Below are 22906 nucleotides of genomic sequence, written 5' to 3'. Positions count from 1 at the left end.
ACCGAGTGAGAGCTGGACGGTCCAATCCCGATTTTGAAAAGATCGAAGACACCAAAGTATGGGGTCAGGGTTTCTTGGGGCTGGGTGGGTTGGCTCACGAGGCAGCGTTTCCTGTTCGAAGATTGCGGTCGGATCGCACGAATGCAGGGAAATCAGGCGAAGCGGGCATGAAAAAAGCCCCGTCAGAACCAGGTTCTGACGGGGCCATTTCGGTGTAGCGGAGGACACGGGATTCGAACCCGCAGCCCCTTACGGGGTACCTCAGTTCCAGTGAGGCCGCTCGCCAATTCGCTTATCCTCCGTAGCGGTTCAATAGTTTGGTTGATCCGCTTGTTTTTGGCAACCGTGCCTGATCAGGCGAGTTTCGCACCTGAGATCAGTTTGAGGAAGCCTTCGTTGTCGTCGAACCGGCCCAATTGCTTGGTCAGTTGTTCCATCGCATCGACCGGGTGCATTTCGCTGAGCGTTCGTCGCAGCATGGAAACCGTTTCGTAGGTTTCTTCGTCCAGCAGCAATTCTTCGCGGCGGGTGCCGGACTGTGAAATGTCAATCGCCGGATAGACGCGGCGGTCGGCCAAGCGTCGATCCAGGATGACTTCCATGTTCCCGGTTCCTTTGAACTCCTGGAAGATCGCGTCATCCATTCGAGAGTTCGTGTCGACCAGGCAGGTGCCCACGATGGTGAGGGACCCACCTTCTTGGAACGCACGTGCGGTTGCGAACAGTTTTTTCGGAATGTCCATGGCTCGGATGTCCAGGCCGCCCGTGCCGGTGGCGCCGCCGCGACCGGACTTGCCAACCCATTTGTTGAAAGCGCGGGCCAAGCGGGTGATCGAGTCGAGCATCAAGAAGACGTCTTGTCCCATTTCGGCCAAGCGTTTCGCACGATCGATGACCAATTGGCTGAGTCGAACGTGGCTTTCAATGTCCATGTCCAAGCTGCTGGCGATGACTTCACCGCCTCGGATGCTCCGGCGCATGTCGGTGACTTCCTCAGGGCGTTCGTCGATCAACAGCACCATCATCGTCAATTCGGGGTGGTTGGTCGAAATGCCTTCGGCGATGTGTTGCAGCATGATCGTTTTCCCGCTGCGTGGCGGTGCGACGATCAAGGCACGTTGGCCTTTGCCCAGGGGAGCCAACAAGTCGATGACTCGGTTGGTCAGGGGCATTTTGCCGTGTTCGAGCTTGAGAGGCTGCTCGGGGTTGATTGCCGTCAGGTCGTCGAATTTGGCGACATCGAGGTAGGCCTCCGGCGACATGCCATCGACATCCAGGATTTCCCGAACGCGGGGGCCTTGTTGTCGCTTGGCTTGCTGAACCATGGTTTTGAGCATCAGGCCTTGCCGGAGCCCAAATTTTTCGATCATTGTGCCGGGCACAAATGGATCGGTGCGTTCCCGCGAATAATTGTTCTTGGGGCTGCGAAGAAAGCCGTAGCCATTGGGGTGCAACTCCAGGATGCCATCCCATTCTTCGAGCGGTGCGTCGCTAACGAAATCGGCTGGTTCGCCATTGTTGCCACCACCACCGTTTCCGCCTCCACCGCCGCCACTACCGCGGCGTCGACGTCGCGAACGTGATTTTCCACCACCGCCAGCATTGGCGCCCCCGCCCTGGCCGCCTTGGCCTTGGCCCTGACCGCCATTTTGGGAACCAAAACCACCTCGACCACGCGGGGCACGTTTTTTCTTCGCCATCTGTTATTCCTGTTGCCATTCACCAGAATCCCGGAGGATCAACTTGGTTTGTCACGCTTGGAAAGATCGAAATCGATCGAGACCATGAGACGGAAGTCCATGGTGGCATCCAAGCACCAACTCGCTTTGGCAACCAATCAAGAGTAACCGCGTTTGAAATACGAGGTCTGATGCGTCGAAGGTTGCGGTAACACCAACAACGCGACCGTTGGACATTGCTTGTGAGTCAAACTGCTTGAAGATCAAACTGCGTTTGAGCCAAACTCATCGCGACAGGCAATTCCTTGCCGTGGGGAGATTCCCGTTGGACGAGTCCATGACCCGCCGTGAAACAATACCGACCAAGGCGATTCAAAATGAACCTAACACGCAGTTAAGTCCACTTCATGCCCGTCTGCGGATGGCGACCCAATGGTCGTAACTCAGTTGCACGAGGGGTTACCTGAACCACAGTGAAAACACCACAGCACGGGAAAAACCGGCCTCGCACCACATCAAGTCATTGGGGGGCCTGAGGAAAGGGGAACATTGGCGACATCAGCGTTTCGATGCCTGTTCCACCCATCTTTCGAACGAACTATAGGCTGAACTGAGCCCGTGTCAAGTGAGTTTCACCTCGCGACCACGATCTGGGGGCAAGAACCGCTGGTTTGGGGAGAAAATCGGACATTCGGTGAGCCGACTCGAATTTCTTCCGTTCCCACTTTTCGCCGCCTCCTCCGCACTCTCCAACGCCTGGCAGCGTAGTGCTGTGGACTGACCGAGGCAGATGGGTATCTTCGACTGCATCGGATGCCAAGGTTGGTTGCTTGGCGTTGCTGCTCGAACCCTTTCTTCCAGTCGTCCTATCACGTTAGTTTCGATGATCGAACCGAATGCACCCACTGAAATTCCGTCTGATCTGATGCAATCAGAATCGGCGAAACAACAACAGCAACTGACCGAACGGATCGCTCACGCCAGCAGCCCGTTCCGGGAGATTGTGTTGCAGATCAATCATGTGTTGGTGGGGCAGAGTCATCTTGTCGATCGGATGCTGATCGGTTTGCTCACCGGTGGTCACTTGTTGATCGAGGGGGTTCCCGGGCTGGCGAAAACCACCGCGGTGGCCAGTTTGGCGAAAGCGATCAACACCGGGTTCCAGCGTTTGCAGTTCACACCGGACCTGTTGCCCGCTGACTTGATCGGGACCCAGGTGTACCGCCCTCAAGATCAAACGTTTGTGGTTCAGAAAGGGCCAATCTTTTCGAACCTGGTTCTCGCCGACGAGATCAACCGGGCTCCTGCGAAGGTGCAGAGTGCGTTGTTGGAGGCGATGCAAGAGCATCAGGTCACCATTGGCAGCGAAACCTTTCCGCTGCCTGAACCGTTCCTGGTGATGGCGACGCAGAACCCGGTGGAGCAAGAGGGCACGTACGCGTTGCCAGAAGCTCAGACGGACCGTTTCATGTTGAAGGTCATCGTCGATTACCCCAATCGCGAGGAAGAGCTGCAGATTCTTCGACGGATGGGCAAAACGGGAACGAAGTTGGAGGTCTCAGCGGTCGCTTCGCCGGAGGACATCTTGGCGGCGCGTGAGCTGATCGATGAAATTCACTTGGACGAAAAGGTGGAGGGATACATCGTTGATCTGGTGATGGCGACCCGCCGCCCCGAAGCCTACGGGCTGCAGATGGACGGGCTGATTCAGTTTGGCGGTTCGCCTCGCGCCACGATCAATCTCACGCTTGCGGCCAGAGCGGCGGCGTTCTTGGCCGGCCGCGCCTATGTGCTTCCGGCCGATGTGCGTTCGATCGCGTTGGATGTCCTGCGGCATCGTGTGATGATCACCTACGAAGCCGAAGCGGAAGACCTGACCAGTGAATCCATTGTGCAGCAAATCCTCGACCACATTCCGGCTCCGTAAACGATGACTCCCAGCGAGATCCTTCGCAAGATTCGTCGAATTCAAATTCGAACCAGCCACCGTGTCGACGAGATGTTGGCGGGGACCTGGCATTCGGCCTTCAAAGGACGAGGCATCGAATTTGAAGAGGTTCGTCCCTACCAAGTCGGCGACGATGTTCGCACGATCGATTGGAATGTGACGGCACGGCAAGACGCTCCCTTCGTCAAACTGTTCCGTGAGGAACGTGAATTGGCAGTGATGCTGATCGTGGATTGTTCGGCGTCCTTGGATTTCGGAACGCAGGCCCAAACCAAACGCGAATTGGTGACGGAATTGGGGGCGACGCTGGCGATGTCAGCGATCAAAAACAACGACCGGGTTGGTTTGACACTGTTCAGCGATCAGGTGGAGAAGAGCTTGCCGCCTCGTCAGGGATCGCGTCATGTGTTGCGATTGATTCGCGAATTGTTGACGCATCCATCCAGCGGAACCGGGACCGATGTTGGTGCGGCGCTGGAACACCTGCAACGGACGGCAAAGCGACGAACCGTGGTGTTTCTGATCAGTGATTTTCAATCCCAAGACTATACGAAGTCCCTCCGGGTGGCGGCTCGCAAGCATGACATCATTCCGGTGGTGGTCACCGATGAGCGTGAAATGAAATTGCCCGCCGTTGGATTGGTTCCTTTGCGTGACAATGAAACCGGAAGCGTTCGTTGGGTCGACACGTCCAGTCGCACGCACCGGCAACGCTACGAACAGATGGTTCAGTTGCAAGCCGAACGACGCGATGCTCTGTTCCGGCGTTACCGGATGGAACCTCTGCATTTGCGAACGGGAGAAGACCTCGGTGAACCCCTGCGTCGTTACTTCCACGGACGGGAGAATCGACGATGAACGTGAAACGAACTTTCGGAGCCTGGGCCGCCATTCTGTTCAGCGTTGTCATTGCGTCGTCTGGGAAGGCGGATGCGATCGTTCAGCGTCAATCGGATGGCCCGATTGAAATCCGTTTTCGCGTCTCCGACTCAGAAACGTTGGTCGCGGAACCGTTGGAAGTGGAATTGGAAGTCGTCGTGCCAGGCGATTTGCAAGTCGTGCTGCCTGAGTTCAATGAAACACTGGGCGACTGGGAGATCATCGCCAAAGAGATCCGAGAGGATTTGCCCCACGCGAGTGCAGCGGGCATCGATTCACGTCGATGGTGGGTGCGGTTGACGCTGGAAAGCTTGCAAGCAGGTGAGGTCGAAATCCCCAGCGTCGAGGTTCAAACCCTGCCGCGACAATCCGAAAATCAATCGGAGCAAATCGGCATCGACTGGGAGCAGGCTGGCTCGCTCGCAACGCAGCCCATTGTGATCGACGTGCGAAGCGTGCTCACCGAATCCGCGGACCCAATGAAACCGGAACCGATCGCCGAAGCCATCTCGTTGCCGGCCGAGACGACTCCTTCGGGTTCGTGGGTGCCCACCGCGGTGGTTGGGTTGGTCGGGCTGTTGATCGCGGGAGCAGTTGTGCTGCTTCGAATGCGAACTCGCCGGGGGATCTCGGACGCGGTTTGGGCTCGGCGACGCTTGACGGACCTGCGGACGCAGTGGCAAAAACAAAAGCTCTCCGCGGACGATTGCAGCCGTCAGCTGTCAAGCATTTTTCGCGACTGGATTGGTTCGATGATGGGACGCGAATCGGCGGTCACATCAGAAGACGCCTTGGGGTGGTTGCAGGAAACAGAACCAGCGATCTCAGAGAACTTGCAGGCGATGCTCACCCGAGCAGACGAAGTTGCTTTCGCCGGGATCTCAACGAACTCCGCGGAAGTGGAGGCTTGGTTGGATCGGGCGAATGACTGGATGGACCAGTTGGAAACGTTGCAAGCCCGATTCTCTCAGGAGGCGAATGCATGAACTTTGCATGGCCTCATGCATTTTGGTTGCTGGCGTTGCTTCCGCTGATGGCGTGGTGGATGTGGCGTCGTCGAGGTGTTGCCGCTGTCCCGTTCAGTTCGCTTGCCGCGGTGGATGAGCTTCCGCCAAGTTTGCGCCAGCGTTGGATGTGGTTGCCCAAGGCGCTCACGTTGATTGCTTATGCGTTGCTGGTCGTTGCTTTGGCACGCCCTCGTGAGGGCCGTGAGCAAACGGTTTCGGAAACCGAAGGGATCGCGATTGAAATGGTGATCGACCGCAGTGGCAGCATGCAAGCGATGGACTTTGAGATCGACGGTGAGCCCGTGGATCGTTTGACCGCGGTGAAGAACGTGGCTAGCAAGTTTATCACCGGTGGCGAGGACCTCGAGGGTCGCTTCAGTGACTTGGTTGGCCTGATCACGTTCGCGGCTTATGCCGACGCGGAGACACCGCCGACGCTGGATCATTCGTTCGTCGTGTCACGGCTGAACCAAACTCAAATCGTCAATCGCAGAGACGAGGACGGGACCGCAATCGGGGATGCGATTGCCCTGTCCGTTGAGAAGTTGAATGCGTTGGACGCCCGCCAAAAACGCAAGGTGAAGAGCAAGATCTTGATCTTGTTGACCGATGGCGAGAACACGGCGGGGCAACTCGATCCGGTTCAAGCCGCGGAGCTTGCCGAGACGATGGGCATCAAGATCTACGCAATTGGTGTGGGGACGAAGGGCAAGGCCCCTGTGCCGGTTCGGGATCCGTTTACCGGTCGCCAGCGGCTGCGTTACATGGAGGTGAACATTGATGAGGAGACGTTGCGAAAGGTGGCGGAACTCACCGAGGGCAAGTATTTCCGGGCCACCGACACGGACTCGCTGGATGCGATTTATCGTGAGATTGACCAGCTGGAAAAGACGGAGGTTGAAACACATCAATACGTCAGCTATCGAGAACTGGCGGTTCAATCTTGGCATTGGGGAACGGTCACGATTCCACCGGTGATCGCGATGGCGTTGGTGGTCTTGATCGTTCGGTCATTGCTGGAACACCTGTGGCTCAAGGAGTTGGTGTGAACACGTCGGAAATTCAATGGGGCAACCCAGAGGCGCTTGCGTGGTTGATGGTCGTTCTCGGCGTCGCGTTGGTGATGGTCTACGCTGGCGTCATGCGGCGGATCGCTTGGCGGCGATTCCTGGGGACGAGTCTGGTGAACTCGTCGGTCAATCCATCGAGGTGGAACCGGCCATTGCGCGCGGTCTGCGTGTTCGGTTCTTTAGCGATGCTTGTCGTCGCGATGTCCGATTTGCGATGGGGGAAAGCGTGGGAAGAAGTTCCTCAACGCGGCATCGAAGCGGTGTTCGTGCTGGATGTCTCTCGCAGCATGTTGGCGGAAGATGTTTCACCGAACCGGTTGGAAAGAGCCAAGCAGCAGATCAAAGACATGGTCGATGAGATGCCCGGCGACCGAGTGGGTTTGGTCGTGTTTGCCGGCGAGACTCGGCAGACCTTGCCGTTGACTCGTCATGTGGAGGATTTCAAGCAGACGTTGGAATCCGTTGGCATGCATTCGGTGCGTCGTGGTGGGTCGCGATTGGGCGATGCCATTCGAGTCGCGTCCGATGCGTTTTTGGATAAAACCACCGACCACAAAGCGATGGTGATTTTGACCGATGGCGAGGACCAAGAAAGCGATCCGGTGGCGGAAGCGAAACGGGCCTACGAAGAGCAGGGCATTCGCATTTTTACGATCGGGTTGGGCGACATGACCGAAGGCTCGCGGATTCCTGACGTGGACCCTGAGTTGCCGAACCGGCAGAGCGGTCGCTATGTGAAGCACAAAGGGCAAACGGTGATTTCGAAAATGAACGGAGCCATTTTGAAGGAGGTCGCCACGCAATCCGATGGGGCTTACATCCCCGCGGGAACCAAGCGTGTGGATATGTCCGACGTCGTGCATGGGTACATCGAGAACGTGGATGAAACGGATTTGCAAACGGCGAAGATCAACACTTACATCCCTCGTTTTCAGTGGTTCTTGATTCCTGCCATGGTGTTGTTTGGATTGGATGTGTTGCTCCGCGGGTGGCCTTCCACGCGGTCGGTGCCCGTGTCGCGTCACGCTTCGAATGCGGTCTTGGTTTTTTTGCTTTGGACGCTGAGCGGCGTGGCGCCGGTTCATGCTCAGGATGGCCTGGGTTCATCCGCTGAATGGACATCGGTCGTCGATCGAGCTGGCCGCGAGCAATTCAGCGCCGGTGTAACGCTGTACGAATCAGGTGAGCTCGAGGCCGCGGAGGAGCACTTTGTTGAAACGGCGACTTCGCCGGACACATCGCTGGCACTGCGGGCTCGGTACAACCTCGGCAATTGTCAGTACACGCGTGCCATCGCGGGAATGCAAACGGAACCGGCCGGTGCGAAAGAGTCACTGCTCGCTGCGATTGAGAGCTTTCGATCGGCGATCCAGGTGGCGCGGTCGGATGCGGATGGCAATGCGTCAAGCAATGAATCAACCCGTGACGTGGTCCGGCGGGCTCGTACCAATCTGGAGTTGGCACTTCGGCTGAAGCAGGAAATGGAACAGCAGCAGGAAGATCAGTCCGCGCAGTCCGAAGACCAGTCTTCGGAGGATGAATCCAAGCCTTCGGAAGATGATTCCTCCGAAGAACAGCAGGATCAAAACGGAGAAGACCAATCGGCCTCGGGGGACCAGAACGAAAGTGAATCCGAGAACGATGGTGGCGAATCGCAGGGAGATGATTCGCAGTCTTCTTCTGACGGCGAACAGCAGGATGGCGAACAACAGGGCGGCGAGGACGCAAAGGAAGGATCGGAAGAGGGGACACAGCAAAACGGTTCGGATCCATCAGACGGTTCGGACGAGGGGGAACAGCCTGCGGATGAGTCCAGCGGGGAGGCTCCAGAGGGCCAGTTGCAATCTCAGTCACAGGACTCGGGCGAGACCGAGGGCCAAGACGGGCAGGCGGGGGCAATGGCTCAGCAGGACATGTTGCAATCCATGACACGCGAGGAGGCTCTCAAAATGCTGCAAGCCGTTCGTGACCGTGACATGTTGCGGCGATTCGGAAAAGAACAGCGAGAACGATCGCGTCAGATTCCAGTGGAAAGAGATTGGTGAGGTCGATCATGCCATCCAAAACAACGGCGAACTTGAAGGGGCGTTTGGTGAATCTGAAATGCCAACTGCTGGTCGCATTGGTTTTCTGCGGGGTGTTCGTCTGTGTCGGCGAAACCCAGGCGGCCAATGTTTCTGCAAAGCTGTCGTCCAAGGAGGCTTATGTTGGGGCCGCGTTGACGTTGCAGGTTCGGATTGAAAATGCAGAGAAGTATGAACTTCCGGAACTGCCGCAGATCGATGGCGTGGAGATCGTTCGCGAGGGTGTGCCTCAACAAAGTCGGCAGGTCACCGTCATCAATGGACAGATGATTCAAAAGCAGAGCGTGACGTTTCTGTACCGGGTGACGCCGAAGGTAGCGGGATCGTTCGAGATCCCATCCTTGGGTATTCGAGCGGACGGGGAGGTGTTTCAAACGGAACCCATGACGTTCGTGGCGACGGTGAGCGATACCGGTGACCTGTTGTTCGTTGAAGTCGAAGGTGACAAGTCACACGTGTATGTCGGCGAACCGATTCCGTTGACGTTGAAGATTTGGCTGCGTCCTTATCGCCTCGTCGAGCAAGAGGCGACGCTCTCCGAAGGTGACATGTGGTCGATGATTTCTTCCCAAACGGAATGGGGGGAATTCACCAAAGCGATGGAGGAAATGGCAGCGAGAAATCAACGCCCCGGTGGCCGATCGGTTCTGCGAGAGGATGAAAGTGGTGAGTCACGGGAGTACTACTTGTATGAGATCGACGCGGAGATCTATCCCAAGAAACCAGGGGAAGTGGACGCTGGCGGCGTCGAAGTTGTCGTCAACTATCCCACTGAAATCGGGCCGGTGGCCCGGCGAGATCCGTTTGGCATGGGATCTCGTTTCTCGCAAATGTTTGATGATGATTTTTTTCGCTCTACGGTGGGACGAGAGCGACTGGCGGTTCGGAAGTCGCGTCCGATTCGAGCTGAGGCGGAGATTGACTCGATCGAAGTTCGTCCCATTCCGAGCGAGGGACGCCCCGCTGGGTACAACGGCGCGGTCGGCAAGTACACGATTGTCACTCAGGCCACGCCGCAGGCGGTCGAAGCCGGCGACCCCGTCAAACTCAAGATTGGCATCACCGGCGATGGCCCCATGGATTTGGTGCGATGTCCCAAGTTGTCGACGCTGCCAGAGTTGACGGCTGATTTCAAAGTCTCCGACCAACCGTTGCCTGGATTTGTTCAAGACAACATGAAGGTGTTTGCTCCGACGATTCGTCCCAAGCACGAAGGTGTGACAGAGATTCCGCCGATCGAGTTTCATTTCTTCAACCCAGAAACGGAATCGTTCGAAGTTGTCCGAAGCAAACCAATTCCGCTGCAAGTGCGAGCTTCGGAAACGCTCCAGTTGAATTCCATCGTTTCCAATGGTGATCGTTCGGATGATCAAGACTCCTCGAACGGGGCAGGGCAGGGCGGTCAGGACGCGAAGGATTCCTGGGCGGATTCGCTCTGGGGAATTCACACGTCCTCGGATGCTCTTGAGAATGTTCCGGTCCGGAAAGCACTTTCGACTTGGTGGTTGCTGACCGTGTGGCCGGGTTTGGTTTGGCTTGGTTTGGTTGTTTGGCAGAGTCGCGGCCGCTGGATGACTTGGTTGCCTGAGTGGAAGTCACCCGCCCAAAAAGCTGTGCTCGCAATGGAACAAGCGGATGACGAATTCGCGATTGGGCAGGCCATGGCGATGTATTTGCACCGACAGTTTGGAAGCGATGACGAATCCTCGAGTTGGTTGTCTGGGGTCGGTGGAGTGCGAGCAGCGGGTGAGTATGGATTGGCCGCGGAAGTGGAATCCTTCTTGGATCATTGCCAGCGGGAAGAGACCGCCATCCCTTCGGAGTTGACAACCACGATCGGGGAAGTGCGTTCGCGTGGTGTGGCATTGATCGAGCAGTTGGAAAGCTTTCGGCAGCAACAGCGTCCGTCGCGAAAGTTCCAGGCGAAACCAATTTCCGCTTTGCAGTCGCAAAGTGTTGCAAGGATTTTGGCGTGGGTGCTGGCGGGATGGTCTTTCGCGTTGGCGGGCAGCGCCTTGGCAAGCGAATCGGTGGAAGGCATGACACTGGATCAGGCATCCATGTCGGTGCTGTTCCAAGAGGCCAACCAGGCTTACGAACGCGGGATGCAGAGGCTCGAACAGTCTGAATCCGATGCCGCACCCAAGAAGGACTCGGCCAGCAAGGTCGACTCGGGGCAGGCGGCGGCCAAGGAGGAATTTGCTTTGGCAGCCACTCGCTATCAAACGCTGGTTGATGCCGGAGTTGAGAACCCGCAGTTGTATGCGAACTTGGGCAACGCTTGTCTGCAGTCCGGCCAAATTGGAAGAGCGATTGTGGCCTACGAACGAGCACTGAAGTGGGATCCGGAAAACGATTCGATTCGCACCCGTTTGTGGTTGGCTCGAGGTCAAGCCAACGAGTCAAGCGATCTCGATGAGTCATGGAAGCAGGAAGCACAGCGAGCGATTGCACCGTTGCTGTTCCGCCATTGGGGGTCGAGTCATCTGCGGTGGAGCGTTGTCGGTTTCGCGTTGGTCTTCTGGGCCATTTTGATCTTGCTTCGGCTCCGAACATTGGCACCCGAAACACGCCGCATGGCACGTTCGGCCGCGTCCTTTTTCGCGGTGCTGGCTGTGTTGGGCGGAGTCATGTGGTGGCTGGCAACCTCCGGGGTTTCGAAAGAATCCACCGGTTACATTGTCGTCGATCAGGTCACCGTTCGGACCGGCGATGCGGAGTCCTTCCCAGCTCTCGTGGAGTGGAGCGAGGCGGATGGTCGGGCCGTCGAGATTGCTCAATCACGAGGCGATTGGGTCCTCGTTCGCACCCCGTCCGCGACAGGCTGGGTTCCTGCGGACACCGTTGAGAGCACGTGAGAGGATTGTGGTTCGGGGACGGTCAAAGAGGCCGGCCTCTTTCGATGAACTTGCATCGTTGCGCTTTCACAAAGAGGCATCAATGACTTGTCCGATTTGATTTGAGAAAAGTGCCGTTTCCCTATCGCGAGCCCATGAATTGCGCTGGACACTTGGGCTGTTCAAGCGATCGCAAGCCACGCCCCCAAGCTCTTCGTTAATGTTCCACCTTTTAAAGGGGGGGGGATGCCGCAAGAGAATGGTTGCAGGTGCATTGGATGACATTGACTGCATTTTGATGCGATTGGATTTTGCTGAACCTTGTATGAGTTGTGTGTACCGCTAGTTTTGAATGGAAGAAAAATCACCCAGCGACTTTTGCCAGCAGAGTACAGATGCTTCCCGCTATTCAATTGGTCGTTCCACGAACGACAAAAGCCAAACCAATGCCGTTGCAACATGCCGGCCTTTTGATTTTTGTTGCATTGAGCATCTTCATAACTGCTGAAACGAATGCGGCTGAGGACCCGGTTCAAGTGCGCGGCGACATGTTCGAGGTGCAAGCGGACAATGTCCGAGCGATGGTGCATTTCGGCAAGCTGAAAGTCGGGGAAAAGCGAACCTTCAACATCAAGATCGCGAATACTCTCGGGTACCAATTGCGTCTCGGTGAAGCAGAGTCTTCTTCCGGTCGCCTCAGGGTTGTTGCAACCGACTCAACGGTGGAGATGGGGGCGGATATGGAAATGGAGGTGACCTTTGAGACACCGTCCTCTCCGAAGTCAACGTCGTACTCTCAATTCATACGGTTTGGAGACAGTTTCAACGGCAAGCAGTTGTTGCAGATCACGCTGAGTTGCGAACTGACTGGCGTATTGGCTCTTCCGCAATCAAGGCACTTCGTGTCGCTGCGAGAAGCGGGGGAAGAGGAAGGAACGTTTTCGATGCCGTTGGTGATCAGTGATCCGGTCCGCCCGGAGAATCTGACGGTTTCCATGAGTGAATCCATGTCAGGCGTTCTGGCGACGATCAAGCCGGTGGAAGACAAGGGGATCGAACTTGAGTTTGCGATTCCACCTGGAAACGTTCCAGATGAAGGAATTGGCGGTGCCGTCTTCGTCACGGACGCTGTTACAAAACAGAAGGTAAACGCCTACATCAATATCGTGAAGGATGCGGCAGTGAAGGTTGTGCCGCATGCGATTCAGTTTGTTCCCGACGGAGAAGGGTTCGCAAGAGCGAGTGCGATGATCCTTTTCTCAGATCGCTCGGACGAGAGTGACAATTTAGCAATCGTTGATGCCGCAATTGACGATTGGCCAGTTGAGTTATCAATGAAATCAATTGGGAAACATGCGGCGAGGATTTCGCTCAAGTTTCCTGAAGAGAAACTGGAAGACATCGCTGAAGCGGAACGGAAAATCAATTGGGTGATCCGTTCGGATCGTGGGGTTGATTATTTCGCTTCGCTTCTTGCCGAAGATCGAGTTGAACAGCCCGAGAGTTCTTCGATGCAGGGTGCTAGCTTTTTGGAAGCACTCATCGTCAATAACGAAGCGATCCAAGAGTTCGATGTTGGCATCTACATGAAGCAGTCAAACGAATCGGCTGGCGGTGCGATTTCAAGTTTGACTCGCAGGACTCGGTTGCAGCGAAGTTCACGAAATGCCATCAAGCCGCTCCGCAATCCTTCACATGCAAAATGGGAAAAACTTGAGAAATGTGGCGTCGAAGTTTCGATGGATCGAAAAGGAGGGCATTTGGCTACCTAGCTATGTGAGCCGCGCTGAGGTGACTTCGTCGAGCTACGAGCATGGGACTCCGGTCCACCTCATGGAATACACCGATTGCTGGATCACGTGTTTGCGGTGGAGACCGAGAAGCCGCTTTCTGAGACGCCGTTTTTCGATCCGGAAAAGTTGTCGACGATGGATCAATTGAAGGAGTTCCTCGATCCAGTGAAGTCGATGGCGGACTCGGAGGAGCCTGGGCTGCAAAATACATCGAACTGATGCTCGCCCGCCCGGTGAGTTGCCCCGGTCGTTGCCGTGATCGCATCCTGATTTCACTCGGCGGGCAATGCTGGGGTGGGTTCGGTACACTGAAGGAAACGATTTTGTTTCCTTGTAGGCGGGGTGATCAGAATGTTGTCCGAGCGTTTTCGTTTTCGGGGCGTCGTTGTTGCCTCGCTTGCTTTGAGTTTGGCGGTCGTCAGTTCTCGCTTGTTTGCCGATGAACCCAAATCGCTGTTCGTCGATGAATTTGATGGCAAGGTGAGTCCAAAGTGGAATCCGGTTCGGCCTGATCCTGATCTTGTTTCGCTCAGCAGCCATCCTGGCAAGCTCACGTTGACAACGCATTTGGGAGCGATTGGTGGTGACGTCCGGAGGCGTCGAACGCCACTGACGAAGAACCTTTTCTTGATTGCCAACCCAACGCAAGGCGACGGCGATTTTGTGGTCATGACTTGCATTGATTCCTTTCGTCCGACCATGAAATACCAGCAAGCTGGATTGTTGATTTACGACGACGATGACAACTATCTGAAGTTCGACTTGGAATCGAATGGGAGCCAGCCTGGTATCAAACATATGCGAGAGAAGGACACTTTTCGCTTGGTCGACACGGATCCGAAGTTCCAACCCGTGGATCGCATTTGGTTCCGGTTGATTAAACGTGGGAATGTCTACGAGCGGGCTTACAGCACGGACGGCAAGAAGTTTGAAGTCTTGGGCGAAGCGGTGTGGGGCGATGGCAGCCCGCAGCAGGTGGGACTCGTTGCGTGCAACGGTCCCATGGAAGCCGGTGAAATCGAGGCTCAGTTCGACTTCTTTCAAATTCGTGAATTGACACCTGACGAACGACAGGACCCCGTCTATCTGCAACGCCTGGAGCTTGCCGGTGCATGGGATGTGGTGTCAACAAAAGTGAATGGCGAAGATTTGGCCGAAGGTCCGATCACGGAGTTCAACTTCGATGGCGGCAACGTCTCGTTTGTGATCCAGAGTGAACTCACCGAAGTCGACTATTCGTTGAACGTCGATTCCGAACCGAAAGGTTTCACGATGTCGTCTCTGACCGTGGGGGCCAAAGAACCGGTCAACGGCAACTATTCGATTGACGATGACCAACTGATCCTGTGCCTGTCACTGCCACCGGGCACCCCCGCACCGGAGAAGTTGGAAACGCTCGAGAACGACGGGCACATTTTGCTCACCCTTCAACGTGCCGATTAAAAAGGTGTCAGGTACGAATGGCACGGGCATAAGCAAACGAAGCGATTTGCTATCACTAGATAGGGGATGTTCGAGGCGTGTCCTTGCCACATGTAGTGCTAGCAAATGAAGGAATCTTCTAAAGTTCGTGCCATTCGTGTCAGGTACCTTTTTGGAAGAATGGGTAGTTTGGCCGGGGGCGGTTTCGTCTCAATCGAGTCCAGCCAGATCGATTTGTCCCGTTGTTTCCTTCGCCCTGATCGAATGAAAGTCGGTTTTTAGCCTGGTTCTTGCGGTGGCAAGTGTTTTACCTACTTTGCCAAAAAGGTACCTGACACCTTTTAGAGAGTGCCGATGACTTCGGCGAGGGTGGTGGCGTTGAGTTCGGTGAGGGCGGCGGGGAGTTGGTCGATCAGCCGCATGGAGACCGTGGGGTCGTAGTAGTTGGCGGTGCCGATTTGCACGGCGGAGGCGCCCGTGACAAGGAACTGCATCACGTCGTCGATGTTGGCGACACCACCAATACCGATGATCGGAATGTCGACGGCTTGGCGGACTTGATGCACGCACCGCAACGCGATCGGTTTGATGGCGGGACCGCTGAGCCCGCCCATGCCGTTGCCAAGGATGGGGCGACGTTTTTTCCAGTCGACGGCCATGCCGAGGACGGTGTTGATCAAGCAAACGGCATCGGCGCCTCCGTCGGCTGCGCCTTGAGCGATGTCAGCGATGCGAGTCACATTGGGTGTGAGCTTGGCCAGGATCGGAACGTCGCAGGCATTGCGGGCGGAGGCGACGACTTCGCGGCAAGAATCGGCATTGGTGCCGAAGTCGATCCCGCCGCTGACGTTGGGGCAGGACAAATTCAGTTCAATCGCCGACACGCCATTGCACTGGCCGACACGGCGAGCGAGTTCGGTGAAGTCCTCGACCGTTCGCCCGGCAACGCTGACGATGATAGGCGTTCCGAGGCCAGCCAAGTACGGAAGATGGTGTTCGAGGAAGGCGTCCACACCGTCGTTGTCGAGCCCGATCGCGTTGAGCAAACCGGCCGACGTTTCCACGGTCCGCCACGGTGCGTTTCCGACGCGTGGTTCAGCGGTGATGGTTTTGGGCAGGATCCCACCGAGACGAGTCAGGTCAACGATGCCTTCCATTTCTCGCGCGTAGCCAAACGTTCCGGAGGCCACCAAGATTGGATTGGGAAGCGTCAGGCGACCGAGGGTGGTTTGCAGGTCAGTTTGCGTGGTGGTCATGAGGGATCAGGAAGAAAGCAGACGGTGATGAATTTGGTGAAGGAGTCGCTCGGCGACGTGTTCTTTGGTGCCGCGAATGTGTTCGATCACGACGCCGGACGGATCCAGCAGTTCGACTTGATTTTCGCTGGAGTTGATCGCTTCCGGTCCATTGCTGACCATCAGATCGCAAAGTTTGCGTTCCAGTTTGACGGTGGCACGAAAGCGGCGGTCATCGGTTTCCAACGCGAAACCGACCACCCATTGGTCCGCGCGTTTGCTTTGGCCGAGGGTGGCGATCACGTCGGGGGTTTCGATCAATTCCAACTGCAGGGGCTCTCCCGTTTTGGAGAGCTTTTGCGTCGAGACGTGGCGGGGCATGTAGTCACAGGGGGCGGCCGCACCGATGGCACCGTCGCAGTTTTGGAAGGCTTCGCCGGCGGCTTGAAGCATTTCTTGTGTGGTCAGCACGTTGATCAGTTCGACACCCTCGGGATAGTCGACCAACACCGGTCCCGAGACCATGACCACTTCGTGCCCGAGGGCCAGCGCGGCACCAGCGAGCGCCGCACCCATGCGTCCGCTCGACGCGTTGGTGAGGTAACGAACCGGATCGAGGTACTGCCGAGTCGGTCCAGATGTGATCAAGATGCGACGACGGGGGGAGGTGAAAGCGTCTGTCACGTGGGGCGGCCCAATTCGAGCTGAACGGATTGAATCAAGGTTTGCAGTCGTTGCCCGGTCAGTCCCATCTTGGCAGCTGCCAAGGCGAACAATCTCTTTTCGGCTTCGACAAATTGGCCATCGGCGGCCATCATGCGGATCAAGTCTTTCAACGTGGATTCACACACCTCGGGCTCAGTGGGCAGTTGCAGTTTGGCGCTGTCGCTGATGCCAAACGCCAAAGCGGCTTCGAGCTCGGATTCATGCAAGCCAAGTTCTTCGCAACGCGTGGCAACCAAGTGAACTTCGCGGTGGCTGAGCGATCCGTCGGCAAACGCCATCACCACCAGGTTGTGCAGGTGTTGTTTGCGTTGAGCAGAAATCCGCTCGTGGTCGGAGACCACCTCCTCCGCGGATTTCGATTTCATGGGGTCCTGGGAAGGCGATGGTTCGCTCATCGTTCGATCTCGTATTCCGTGATCTTGCGGTAAGCGGTTGCGCGGCTGATGCCGAGCAATTTGGCCGCTTCGGGGACACTGCCATCGCAACGATTGAGTGCTTTTTCGATCAAGCGTTTTTCCCAGACATCGATTCGCAGGGTATCGATCTGCGTCAGGCCTGCGTCCCGAAGGCCGAGATCGTCTTCTTGGATCATGGGTTCGTCGGCCATCACCACCGCACTGTCGATCACATTGCGGAGTTGGCGAACGTTGCCCGGCCAGGCGTAGCTTCGCATGCGTTGGCGAGCGGCATCGCCCAGCGACAATTTGGGGCGACCGTGTTGGCGGAGGAAGTGATCCAGGAAGTGATCGATCAAGATGTCGATGTCTTCGCCCCGTTCGCGAAGCGGTGGCACCGCCAATTCGAACACGCTGAGACGATAGTAAAGGTCTTCGCGAAAACGGCCGTCGCGAACGAACTCGGTCAGGTCTCGGTTGGTGGCGGCGATCACGCGAACATCGACGCTGACTTGCTTGGTGGCTCCGACGGGAAGGAACGGGTGACCTTCCAAGATCCGCAGCAGTTTGGCTTGTCCTTCCAAACTCAACTCGCCAATTTCGTCCAGGAACAGCGTGCCCTCGTTGGCTTGTTGAAACAGACCGTCGTGATCGTTGTCGGCGCCTGTGAACGATCCCTTTTTATGACCGAACAGTTGGCTCTCTAGTAGGTCGCGCGGAATCGCGGCGCAGTTGACGGTCAACATGGGGCGATCGGTTCGCGTCGAAGATCGATGAACGGCGCGAGCGACCAGTTCTTTGCCCGAGCCACTTTCACCTCGGATCAACACGGAACCGTTGGCGGCACCGACCCGTGAGATTCTTTCTTTGAGTCGCAACATGGATTTGCTGCTGCCGATCAGTTCGCCTTGGTCCGCGTTGCGATCGGCGATGCGTTGGTTTTCCAGACGCAGGTTTTCCGTCAGCGTTGACTGGGCGATTCCTTTGGTCAGCAGGCTGCCGGCGCCCACGGTCAGATCGAACAAGCGTTCGTCGTAAACCGCGCCGCTGCGATGCAGGACCAGCACACCGAGTGCGGTTTCGCCATCCAGAATGGGGACCATCATGCAAGCGTCTTGGCCCGATTTCCCGTTGTCCTTGGGATGGTCGCTGACGTAGGGTTTTTGCTCCTTGCTGACATGACGCAGGCGACCGCGGTCCAGTTTGATCGGTTGCGAATCTTTAGGGAATTGCCGGCGGATCTTCCAGCGTCCATCGCCCTGGTCGGCGACGAACGTCACCGTTTCGGACGCGGTGCGATCGAGTAACAATTCAAGCGTCGTGTTGATGACTTCGTCGGCGCGTTTGCCACCCAGCAACGAAAGGCTGAGCTGATACAGGTCCAGCAGGTCGTCCGGATGATCGACCAGTTGCCCTGGTTCTCGAACGCGATCGGGTTGCCGGGTTCGGTAGGACTCGAGTTCTTCGTAAACGGTTTGCGACAGTGCATCTTCGTTGAGCGAGTCTTCGTCCAGATTGATCATTTGCATGACCGTTTTTCCGATGACGACTTGCGTGTCATTGTTCAGTCGAGCGGTGCTGACTTTTTTTCCGTTGACGAGTGTTCCGTTGCGGCTCTCGGTGTCCCGTAGTTGCCAGTTGTGATCTTCGAAATAGATGACTGCGTGAAAGCGACTGCTGTTGGGATCGGTCAACATGATTTCGCAACCCGCAGCACGGCCGATGTGCATGGGGCGTTCCGGATCCAAAGGGAATTGGGTTCCCTTTTCGTTGCCGCCTTGGATGGCGAGGTAAGCGACCATCAATTCAAGCCGTATGAAAGTTGGTGGATGGATCGGAAGAGTCGTGTGCGGACAATGCGGCCGCAAGTTGTTTCAAGGCAATGGGCGTCGGTTGGTTGGTCAGCCCCACCTCGTTCCACCATCGCTCGACCACAGGGGCCTTGGACGAGGGAAGGTCGGGATGCCACATCGACAACGCTTTGGTCAGTGCAAAGCCATTGCTTGGAATCATTCCCGCATCGGCGGCCTTGGATAAAATCAACGGCGTGATGGCGGTCGTCCATGGCAGTTCCGATGATCCGCTGGTGTCGCCGGTGGCGGTGTCACTGCTGGATCGTGTGCCGCTGCTGCTGTTGTGTGTTCGTGTGTGCGAGCTGATCGCCATGCAACTGAGCTGGTAAACCAATCGCAGCCACTCGGGGACATCCGGATCCATGTCGGTCAGAACAGCTTCGATCCACACACTGGCTTGTTGAGTGCTGGCGCCCGCGGCACCGTTGGCGATCGGTTGCACAGCATGAACGCTGACCCGAGAAGGCCACCAATCGGTTGGAGGGTTGCCGTTCCAAATGGCTTTGCCGACCGAGCGAATCAATCCGGGGCCGTAGGATTCGTAGGCCTGTTTGAGGGGAGCGTAGCGAAGACGCAGTTGATCCGCCAAGCGAGGTGAACGTGTCGTGATGGCTCGCCGGCATGTTTCCAGGCTACGGTGGATCGCGATCGCCGTTTGGTCGGATTGCAGGTCGGAGTGCCCGCCGCGAATCAGTGCGATCTCGCACAGAGCGGGCGACAGATCCACATCGCTGTCCTGGGCGATGACTTCATCGATCAGGTATTCCCAGATCACCGCAGGGTCGATTGATGCGTTGATCAACCGAGTCGAGACGGACTGGACCGCGGGCTGGATCGCTTTCTGTAGCGATGCATCTTTCAATTCGCGTTGTCGACTGACCCACTGGACCATTCGCAAGAGGCTGAGGGTGGTGGACGGGATCCACTGCAATTTCACGGGGTCAGTCCTCTTTGAGGTGTTCCGCGATCCATCGCTCCAATTCCTCGACGTCGACTGCAGGAACCTTCGACAGGTCCGGCCGCAGCTTCACCGCGTCACGAATGTAGACGTGCTGGATCTCGGACTGCGACTTGGTCGTGTTCCAATGGAGCAGAACGCGAATGCAACGTGGCAGAGAGCCTTCCACGGAGACTTCGTACCCGCACAGCAACGGAACTTCGAGCCACCCGAGCTGGCGAGCCGCGAGAGCAGGGAATTCGCTGTGCAAATCCTTGGTGACCGTGAACGTCGCGCTGGCCAAGTCGGTGGAATCAATCTCGTTGCGGCGAATCATGAGCGCCAGCAACTGAGTCGTTGCTTTGAGAATCTCTTTGCGGTCATCCTGCTCGACGGTGGTGGCCCCGCGAACTCCCCGGCACATGGTCATTTCGTTGCAAATCCTGTTTTGAGACGAGCCTCTTTGTTCCGCTTACCATAGTCGCAATCTCAATTTGCGACTACTGGGGTTGAGTTCATCAAACCGCGAGAATCCCGTGAAACGCCACCCAGTTTGGCTCACTGAAGGCGTGTTTTCACGGTAAGTTGTGAAAAACCATTTCGCGAGGTTCGCTCGCCACCACGTTTCACAGGCAAACATCGTGTTTTCAAAACCGGCACGGAAGTCTCTCAACGCACCAGGACACTTGTTTGCGACCCCAAGTCGCAGGCGTTTCGGTTCGCTGTTCGGCGTTCTCTGGGGGGCCGTTTTGTTGAGTGTCGCTGGGTGCGGCGGCTCGACCGCCACGGTCGAGCCCCCCGTGATCGAAGATTACGCTCCGACGGGTGAGGTCACGTTCGACTTTGTGATCGACGATGAAACGACCAAGTCTTATGTCGTGGACAACGTCGCGGCAGGATCGACCTTGGAGACTCTGATGCGCAATCTGAGTTCTCCCAAGATGGAAATCGGCGGCGAAGGCACGACCGCCTTCGTCAACTCCATCGAAGGAATCGCCACCAACGCAACGCGGGGATGGACCTACACCGTTGACGGTGAGTTCGCGACGAAGGGGATCGGCACGATGGAACTGAATCCGCCGACCAAGATCGTGTGGAAGTACACGACCTTCGAAGAGGCGACTGCAGATCAAGAGTGATCGGTGTTTGAAAGGCTGTCTGTTGAGCCCCATCACCCGAATGTGGCTGAACGCTTCGTTGGGCCCGTCTGTCCAGCTTCCAGGTGTTGATCGGGCAGGACTCACCAGGTCACTTCACTTCCCGCCGCATCATCGACGACGGCCCCCGCCGGGGCGGCATCCTGATCTTCATCCTCGTTCTCGGGGCTTCCACCCCGAGCTAACAATGCCGGCCCCTGCCGGGGCGAGTTACGCGACTGGATCCGATGCTGGACCCTCTCCTCGCTTCGCTCGACCCTCCCGGAGGTCGTGCCGTTTTCTGGTGCTGCATTTTGGCGGGTTTTCACGCGGCGCACCTCTCCTGAAACGAAGTTTGGGGAGAGCGATATACTAGGTCGAGCGACGCCGTTCAGGCGTACGCGAGGGTGAGGGCCGAGCATGGGAAGTGACTCGGAATGCCCTCCCCCGGAAATCTCGCTGAACGCTCGGTTTCCGACCCCTCCCGCTGCGCGGGCGGGGTTCTCAAGGCGTTCCTGGCACAGCACTTCAAAACTGCACGACCTCTGCAACGGGCGGGGGTCTTGAGGCATTGCAAGCACTGCACTTCAAAACTGCACAACCTCTGAGGAAGAGGTTGTCGATGCACCCTGCGACGATCAGCGTTGGACGCGGGCGTTGCCCTTCCAGATGCTCCAGACTTGGTCTTCGTCGGCAGGTTGGCCGTAGTCGGTGTAGAGCGTTGCGGTCAAAGCACCGGTGGCCCAGCCGAACTGCGAGCTCTTCTCGGCGTCCCAGCCTTGGAGCACGCCGTAGAGCAGGCCGCCGACGAATCCGTCGCCGCCGCCGATGCGATCGATCACGCCGATTTCGCGAGGCTCGATGACAGCGAACTCGGTGCCGTGTGAAACGATCGCGCCCCAGTGATGCAGGTTGGCGCTCTCGACTTCACGCAGCGTGGTTGCGAACAGCGTTGTGTCGGCGTATTCCTTTTTGACGCGATTGATCATTTCTTTGAAGCCATCGATCTTCGCGGTGATGTCACTGCCGCCGGCTTCAGGGCCTTCGACACCCAAGCAAAGTTGGAAGTCTTCTTCGTTGCCGATCAGGATGTCGGACAGGCTGGCGATCTCTTTGAACTGAGCCGCCAGTTTTTCTTCGCGACCTTTCCAGAACGAAGCACGGTGGTTCAGGTCGAATGAAATTCGCGAGCCATGTTTCTTGGCCGCACGAGCGATCTCCAGGCAGAATTCGCTGGTCTCTTCCGAGAGTGCAGCGATCAAGCCGGACAGGTGAACGATCTTGGCGCCTTCAGTACCGAAGATGCGATCGAGGTCGAAGTCTTTGACGTTCAGTTGTCGGCCAACTTCACCGGCACGGTCGTTTTGCACGCGAGGTCCACGCGAACCCCAGCCGCTGTCGGCCATGTTGATTTGGTGACGCACGCCCCAAGGGTTGTCTTGAACGAATTCAGGACCTTCGTAGTCCATGTGACGGCCGGCCAAGTCATCTTTGATGAACCGGGCGACGGGGCTGTCTTTGACAAACGCGGTCAAGACTTTGACGGGCAATCCCAGGAACGAAGAGATGCTGCCGACGTTGGATTCAGCGCTGGTGGCCTGCATCTTGAACGTGTCGCTGCAGTGGAACGGTTGGTGGTCCACTGGCGTGAGGCGAATTCCCATGCTGGTGGGAATGACCATGGCGTATTTGGCGTCGCTACGTAGTTCAATCATGGGACAGTGCGGATGTGGAAGGGGGAATCGGGAATGGGCTTGAACCACTGGTTCTCAGGCTCTGGCCTGGGAATGCACTGCACCGCAGGCTGGGCCTGCCGGGATCGGAACAGGAGGCGGAGCCTCCAGAGCAGTGTGTTCCCAGGCAGGAGCCTGGGAACAAGTCTTGGTTCACATGTTTACTTCTGCA

Annotated in this window: 18 protein-coding genes and 1 tRNA gene; 10 read left to right on the top strand and 9 right to left on the bottom strand. The window is 56.9% G+C overall.

All coding sequences use genetic code 11. The features are described from left to right. Positions 1-218: 218 nt before the first annotated feature. Together UH5x_RS14430 and rho are read right to left on the bottom strand one after the other, a co-directional pair. Positions 219-301 (bottom strand) — tRNA-Ser (locus tag UH5x_RS14430). A 52-nt stretch (positions 302-353) separates the two neighbouring features. Continuing rightward, the gene (gene rho / locus UH5x_RS14425; RefSeq protein ID WP_047815885.1) at positions 354-1700 is read right to left on the bottom strand and encodes a transcription termination factor Rho; all 1347 of its coding nucleotides are present in this window, start codon (positions 1698-1700) and stop codon (positions 354-356) included. An 862-nt stretch (positions 1701-2562) separates the two neighbouring features. Between rho and UH5x_RS14420 the strand changes: the two genes are divergently transcribed. The 9 genes from UH5x_RS14420 (at position 2563) to UH5x_RS14380 (ending at position 14740) form a co-directional block, all read left to right on the top strand. After that, positions 2563-3606, top strand: coding sequence for an AAA family ATPase (locus UH5x_RS14420; protein WP_047815884.1), 1044 nt, complete (start codon positions 2563-2565; stop codon positions 3604-3606). A 3-nt stretch (positions 3607-3609) separates the two neighbouring features. Continuing rightward, a complete protein-coding gene (locus UH5x_RS14415; RefSeq protein WP_482632796.1) occupies positions 3610-4485 on the top strand; it encodes a DUF58 domain-containing protein in 876 nt (291 codons plus the stop codon). A gap of 2 nt (positions 4486-4487) precedes the next feature. Next, the gene (locus UH5x_RS14410; RefSeq protein ID WP_482632795.1) at positions 4488-5492 is read left to right on the top strand and encodes a hypothetical protein; all 1005 of its coding nucleotides are present in this window, start codon (positions 4488-4490) and stop codon (positions 5490-5492) included. Beyond that, positions 5489-6562 (top strand): vWA domain-containing protein, encoded by a 1074-nt coding sequence (locus UH5x_RS14405; RefSeq protein ID WP_482632794.1) that lies wholly within the window; start codon positions 5489-5491, stop codon positions 6560-6562. The genes UH5x_RS14410 and UH5x_RS14405 overlap by 4 nt, the downstream gene beginning before the upstream one ends. After that, entirely contained in the window at positions 6559-8628 is a 2070-nt protein-coding gene (locus UH5x_RS14400) for a vWA domain-containing protein (protein ID WP_482632793.1), read from the top strand. The genes UH5x_RS14405 and UH5x_RS14400 overlap by 4 nt, the downstream gene beginning before the upstream one ends. An 8-nt stretch (positions 8629-8636) precedes the next feature. Then, entirely contained in the window at positions 8637-11525 is a 2889-nt protein-coding gene (locus UH5x_RS14395) for a BatD family protein (protein ID WP_482632792.1), read from the top strand. Between the two features lie 311 nt (positions 11526-11836). Further along, positions 11837-13276, top strand: coding sequence for a hypothetical protein (locus tag UH5x_RS14390; protein ID WP_482632791.1), 1440 nt, complete (start codon positions 11837-11839; stop codon positions 13274-13276). 75 nt (positions 13277-13351) lie between these two features. Beyond that, a complete protein-coding gene (locus tag UH5x_RS14385) occupies positions 13352-13516 on the top strand; it encodes a hypothetical protein (protein WP_482632790.1) in 165 nt (54 codons plus the stop codon). Between the two features lie 132 nt (positions 13517-13648). Continuing rightward, positions 13649-14740: a DUF1349 domain-containing protein gene (locus tag UH5x_RS14380; RefSeq protein ID WP_482632789.1), complete on the top strand. Its 1092-nt coding sequence runs from the start codon at positions 13649-13651 to the stop codon at positions 14738-14740. Positions 14741-15060: 320 nt separating this feature from the next. Here UH5x_RS14380 and UH5x_RS14375 read toward each other — a convergent pair whose 3' ends face one another. From UH5x_RS14375 to aroH, 6 genes are read right to left on the bottom strand one after another with little or no spacing between them, the layout of a single operon-like run. After that, the gene (locus UH5x_RS14375; protein ID WP_482632788.1) at positions 15061-15975 is read right to left on the bottom strand and encodes a dihydroorotate dehydrogenase; all 915 of its coding nucleotides are present in this window, start codon (positions 15973-15975) and stop codon (positions 15061-15063) included. A gap of 6 nt (positions 15976-15981) precedes the next feature. After that, positions 15982-16638, bottom strand: a complete 657-nt coding sequence (locus UH5x_RS14370) for a phosphopantothenoylcysteine decarboxylase domain-containing protein (RefSeq protein WP_482632787.1) — start codon at positions 16636-16638, stop codon at positions 15982-15984. After that, on the bottom strand, positions 16635-17075 hold the full coding sequence (locus tag UH5x_RS14365; RefSeq protein WP_047815877.1) for a tellurite resistance TerB family protein: 441 nt from the start codon (positions 17073-17075) through the stop codon (positions 16635-16637). The genes UH5x_RS14370 and UH5x_RS14365 overlap by 4 nt, the downstream gene beginning before the upstream one ends. Beyond that, positions 17072-18877 carry a sigma-54-dependent Fis family transcriptional regulator gene (locus UH5x_RS14360; protein WP_047815876.1) on the bottom strand — a complete coding sequence of 602 codons (1806 nt, stop codon included), beginning with the start codon at positions 18875-18877 and terminating at the stop codon, positions 17072-17074. Before UH5x_RS14360 ends, UH5x_RS14365 begins: the two co-directional genes overlap by 4 nt. A gap of 4 nt (positions 18878-18881) precedes the next feature. Further along, positions 18882-19865 (bottom strand): hypothetical protein, encoded by a 984-nt coding sequence (locus UH5x_RS14355; RefSeq protein ID WP_173442701.1) that lies wholly within the window; start codon positions 19863-19865, stop codon positions 18882-18884. Positions 19866-19869: 4 nt separating this feature from the next. After that, positions 19870-20295, bottom strand: a complete 426-nt coding sequence (aroH, locus tag UH5x_RS14350; RefSeq protein WP_047815875.1) for a chorismate mutase — start codon at positions 20293-20295, stop codon at positions 19870-19872. Between the two features lie 370 nt (positions 20296-20665). Here aroH and UH5x_RS14345 point away from each other — a divergent pair, with 370 nt between their 5' ends. Beyond that, complete coding sequence (locus tag UH5x_RS14345) at positions 20666-21004, top strand: DUF4430 domain-containing protein (RefSeq protein WP_482632786.1); 339 nt, start codon at positions 20666-20668, stop codon at positions 21002-21004. A 635-nt stretch (positions 21005-21639) separates the two neighbouring features. Here UH5x_RS14345 and UH5x_RS14340 read toward each other — a convergent pair. Beyond that, positions 21640-22716, bottom strand: coding sequence for a sugar kinase (locus tag UH5x_RS14340; protein ID WP_047815873.1), 1077 nt, complete (start codon positions 22714-22716; stop codon positions 21640-21642). Between the last annotated feature and the right edge of the window lie 190 nt (positions 22717-22906).

This window comes from Rhodopirellula sp. UH5, from assembly GCF_056839225.1.
Note: the sequence above shows the minus strand (reverse complement) of the source record. Positions and strands in the feature narration are given on the sequence as shown.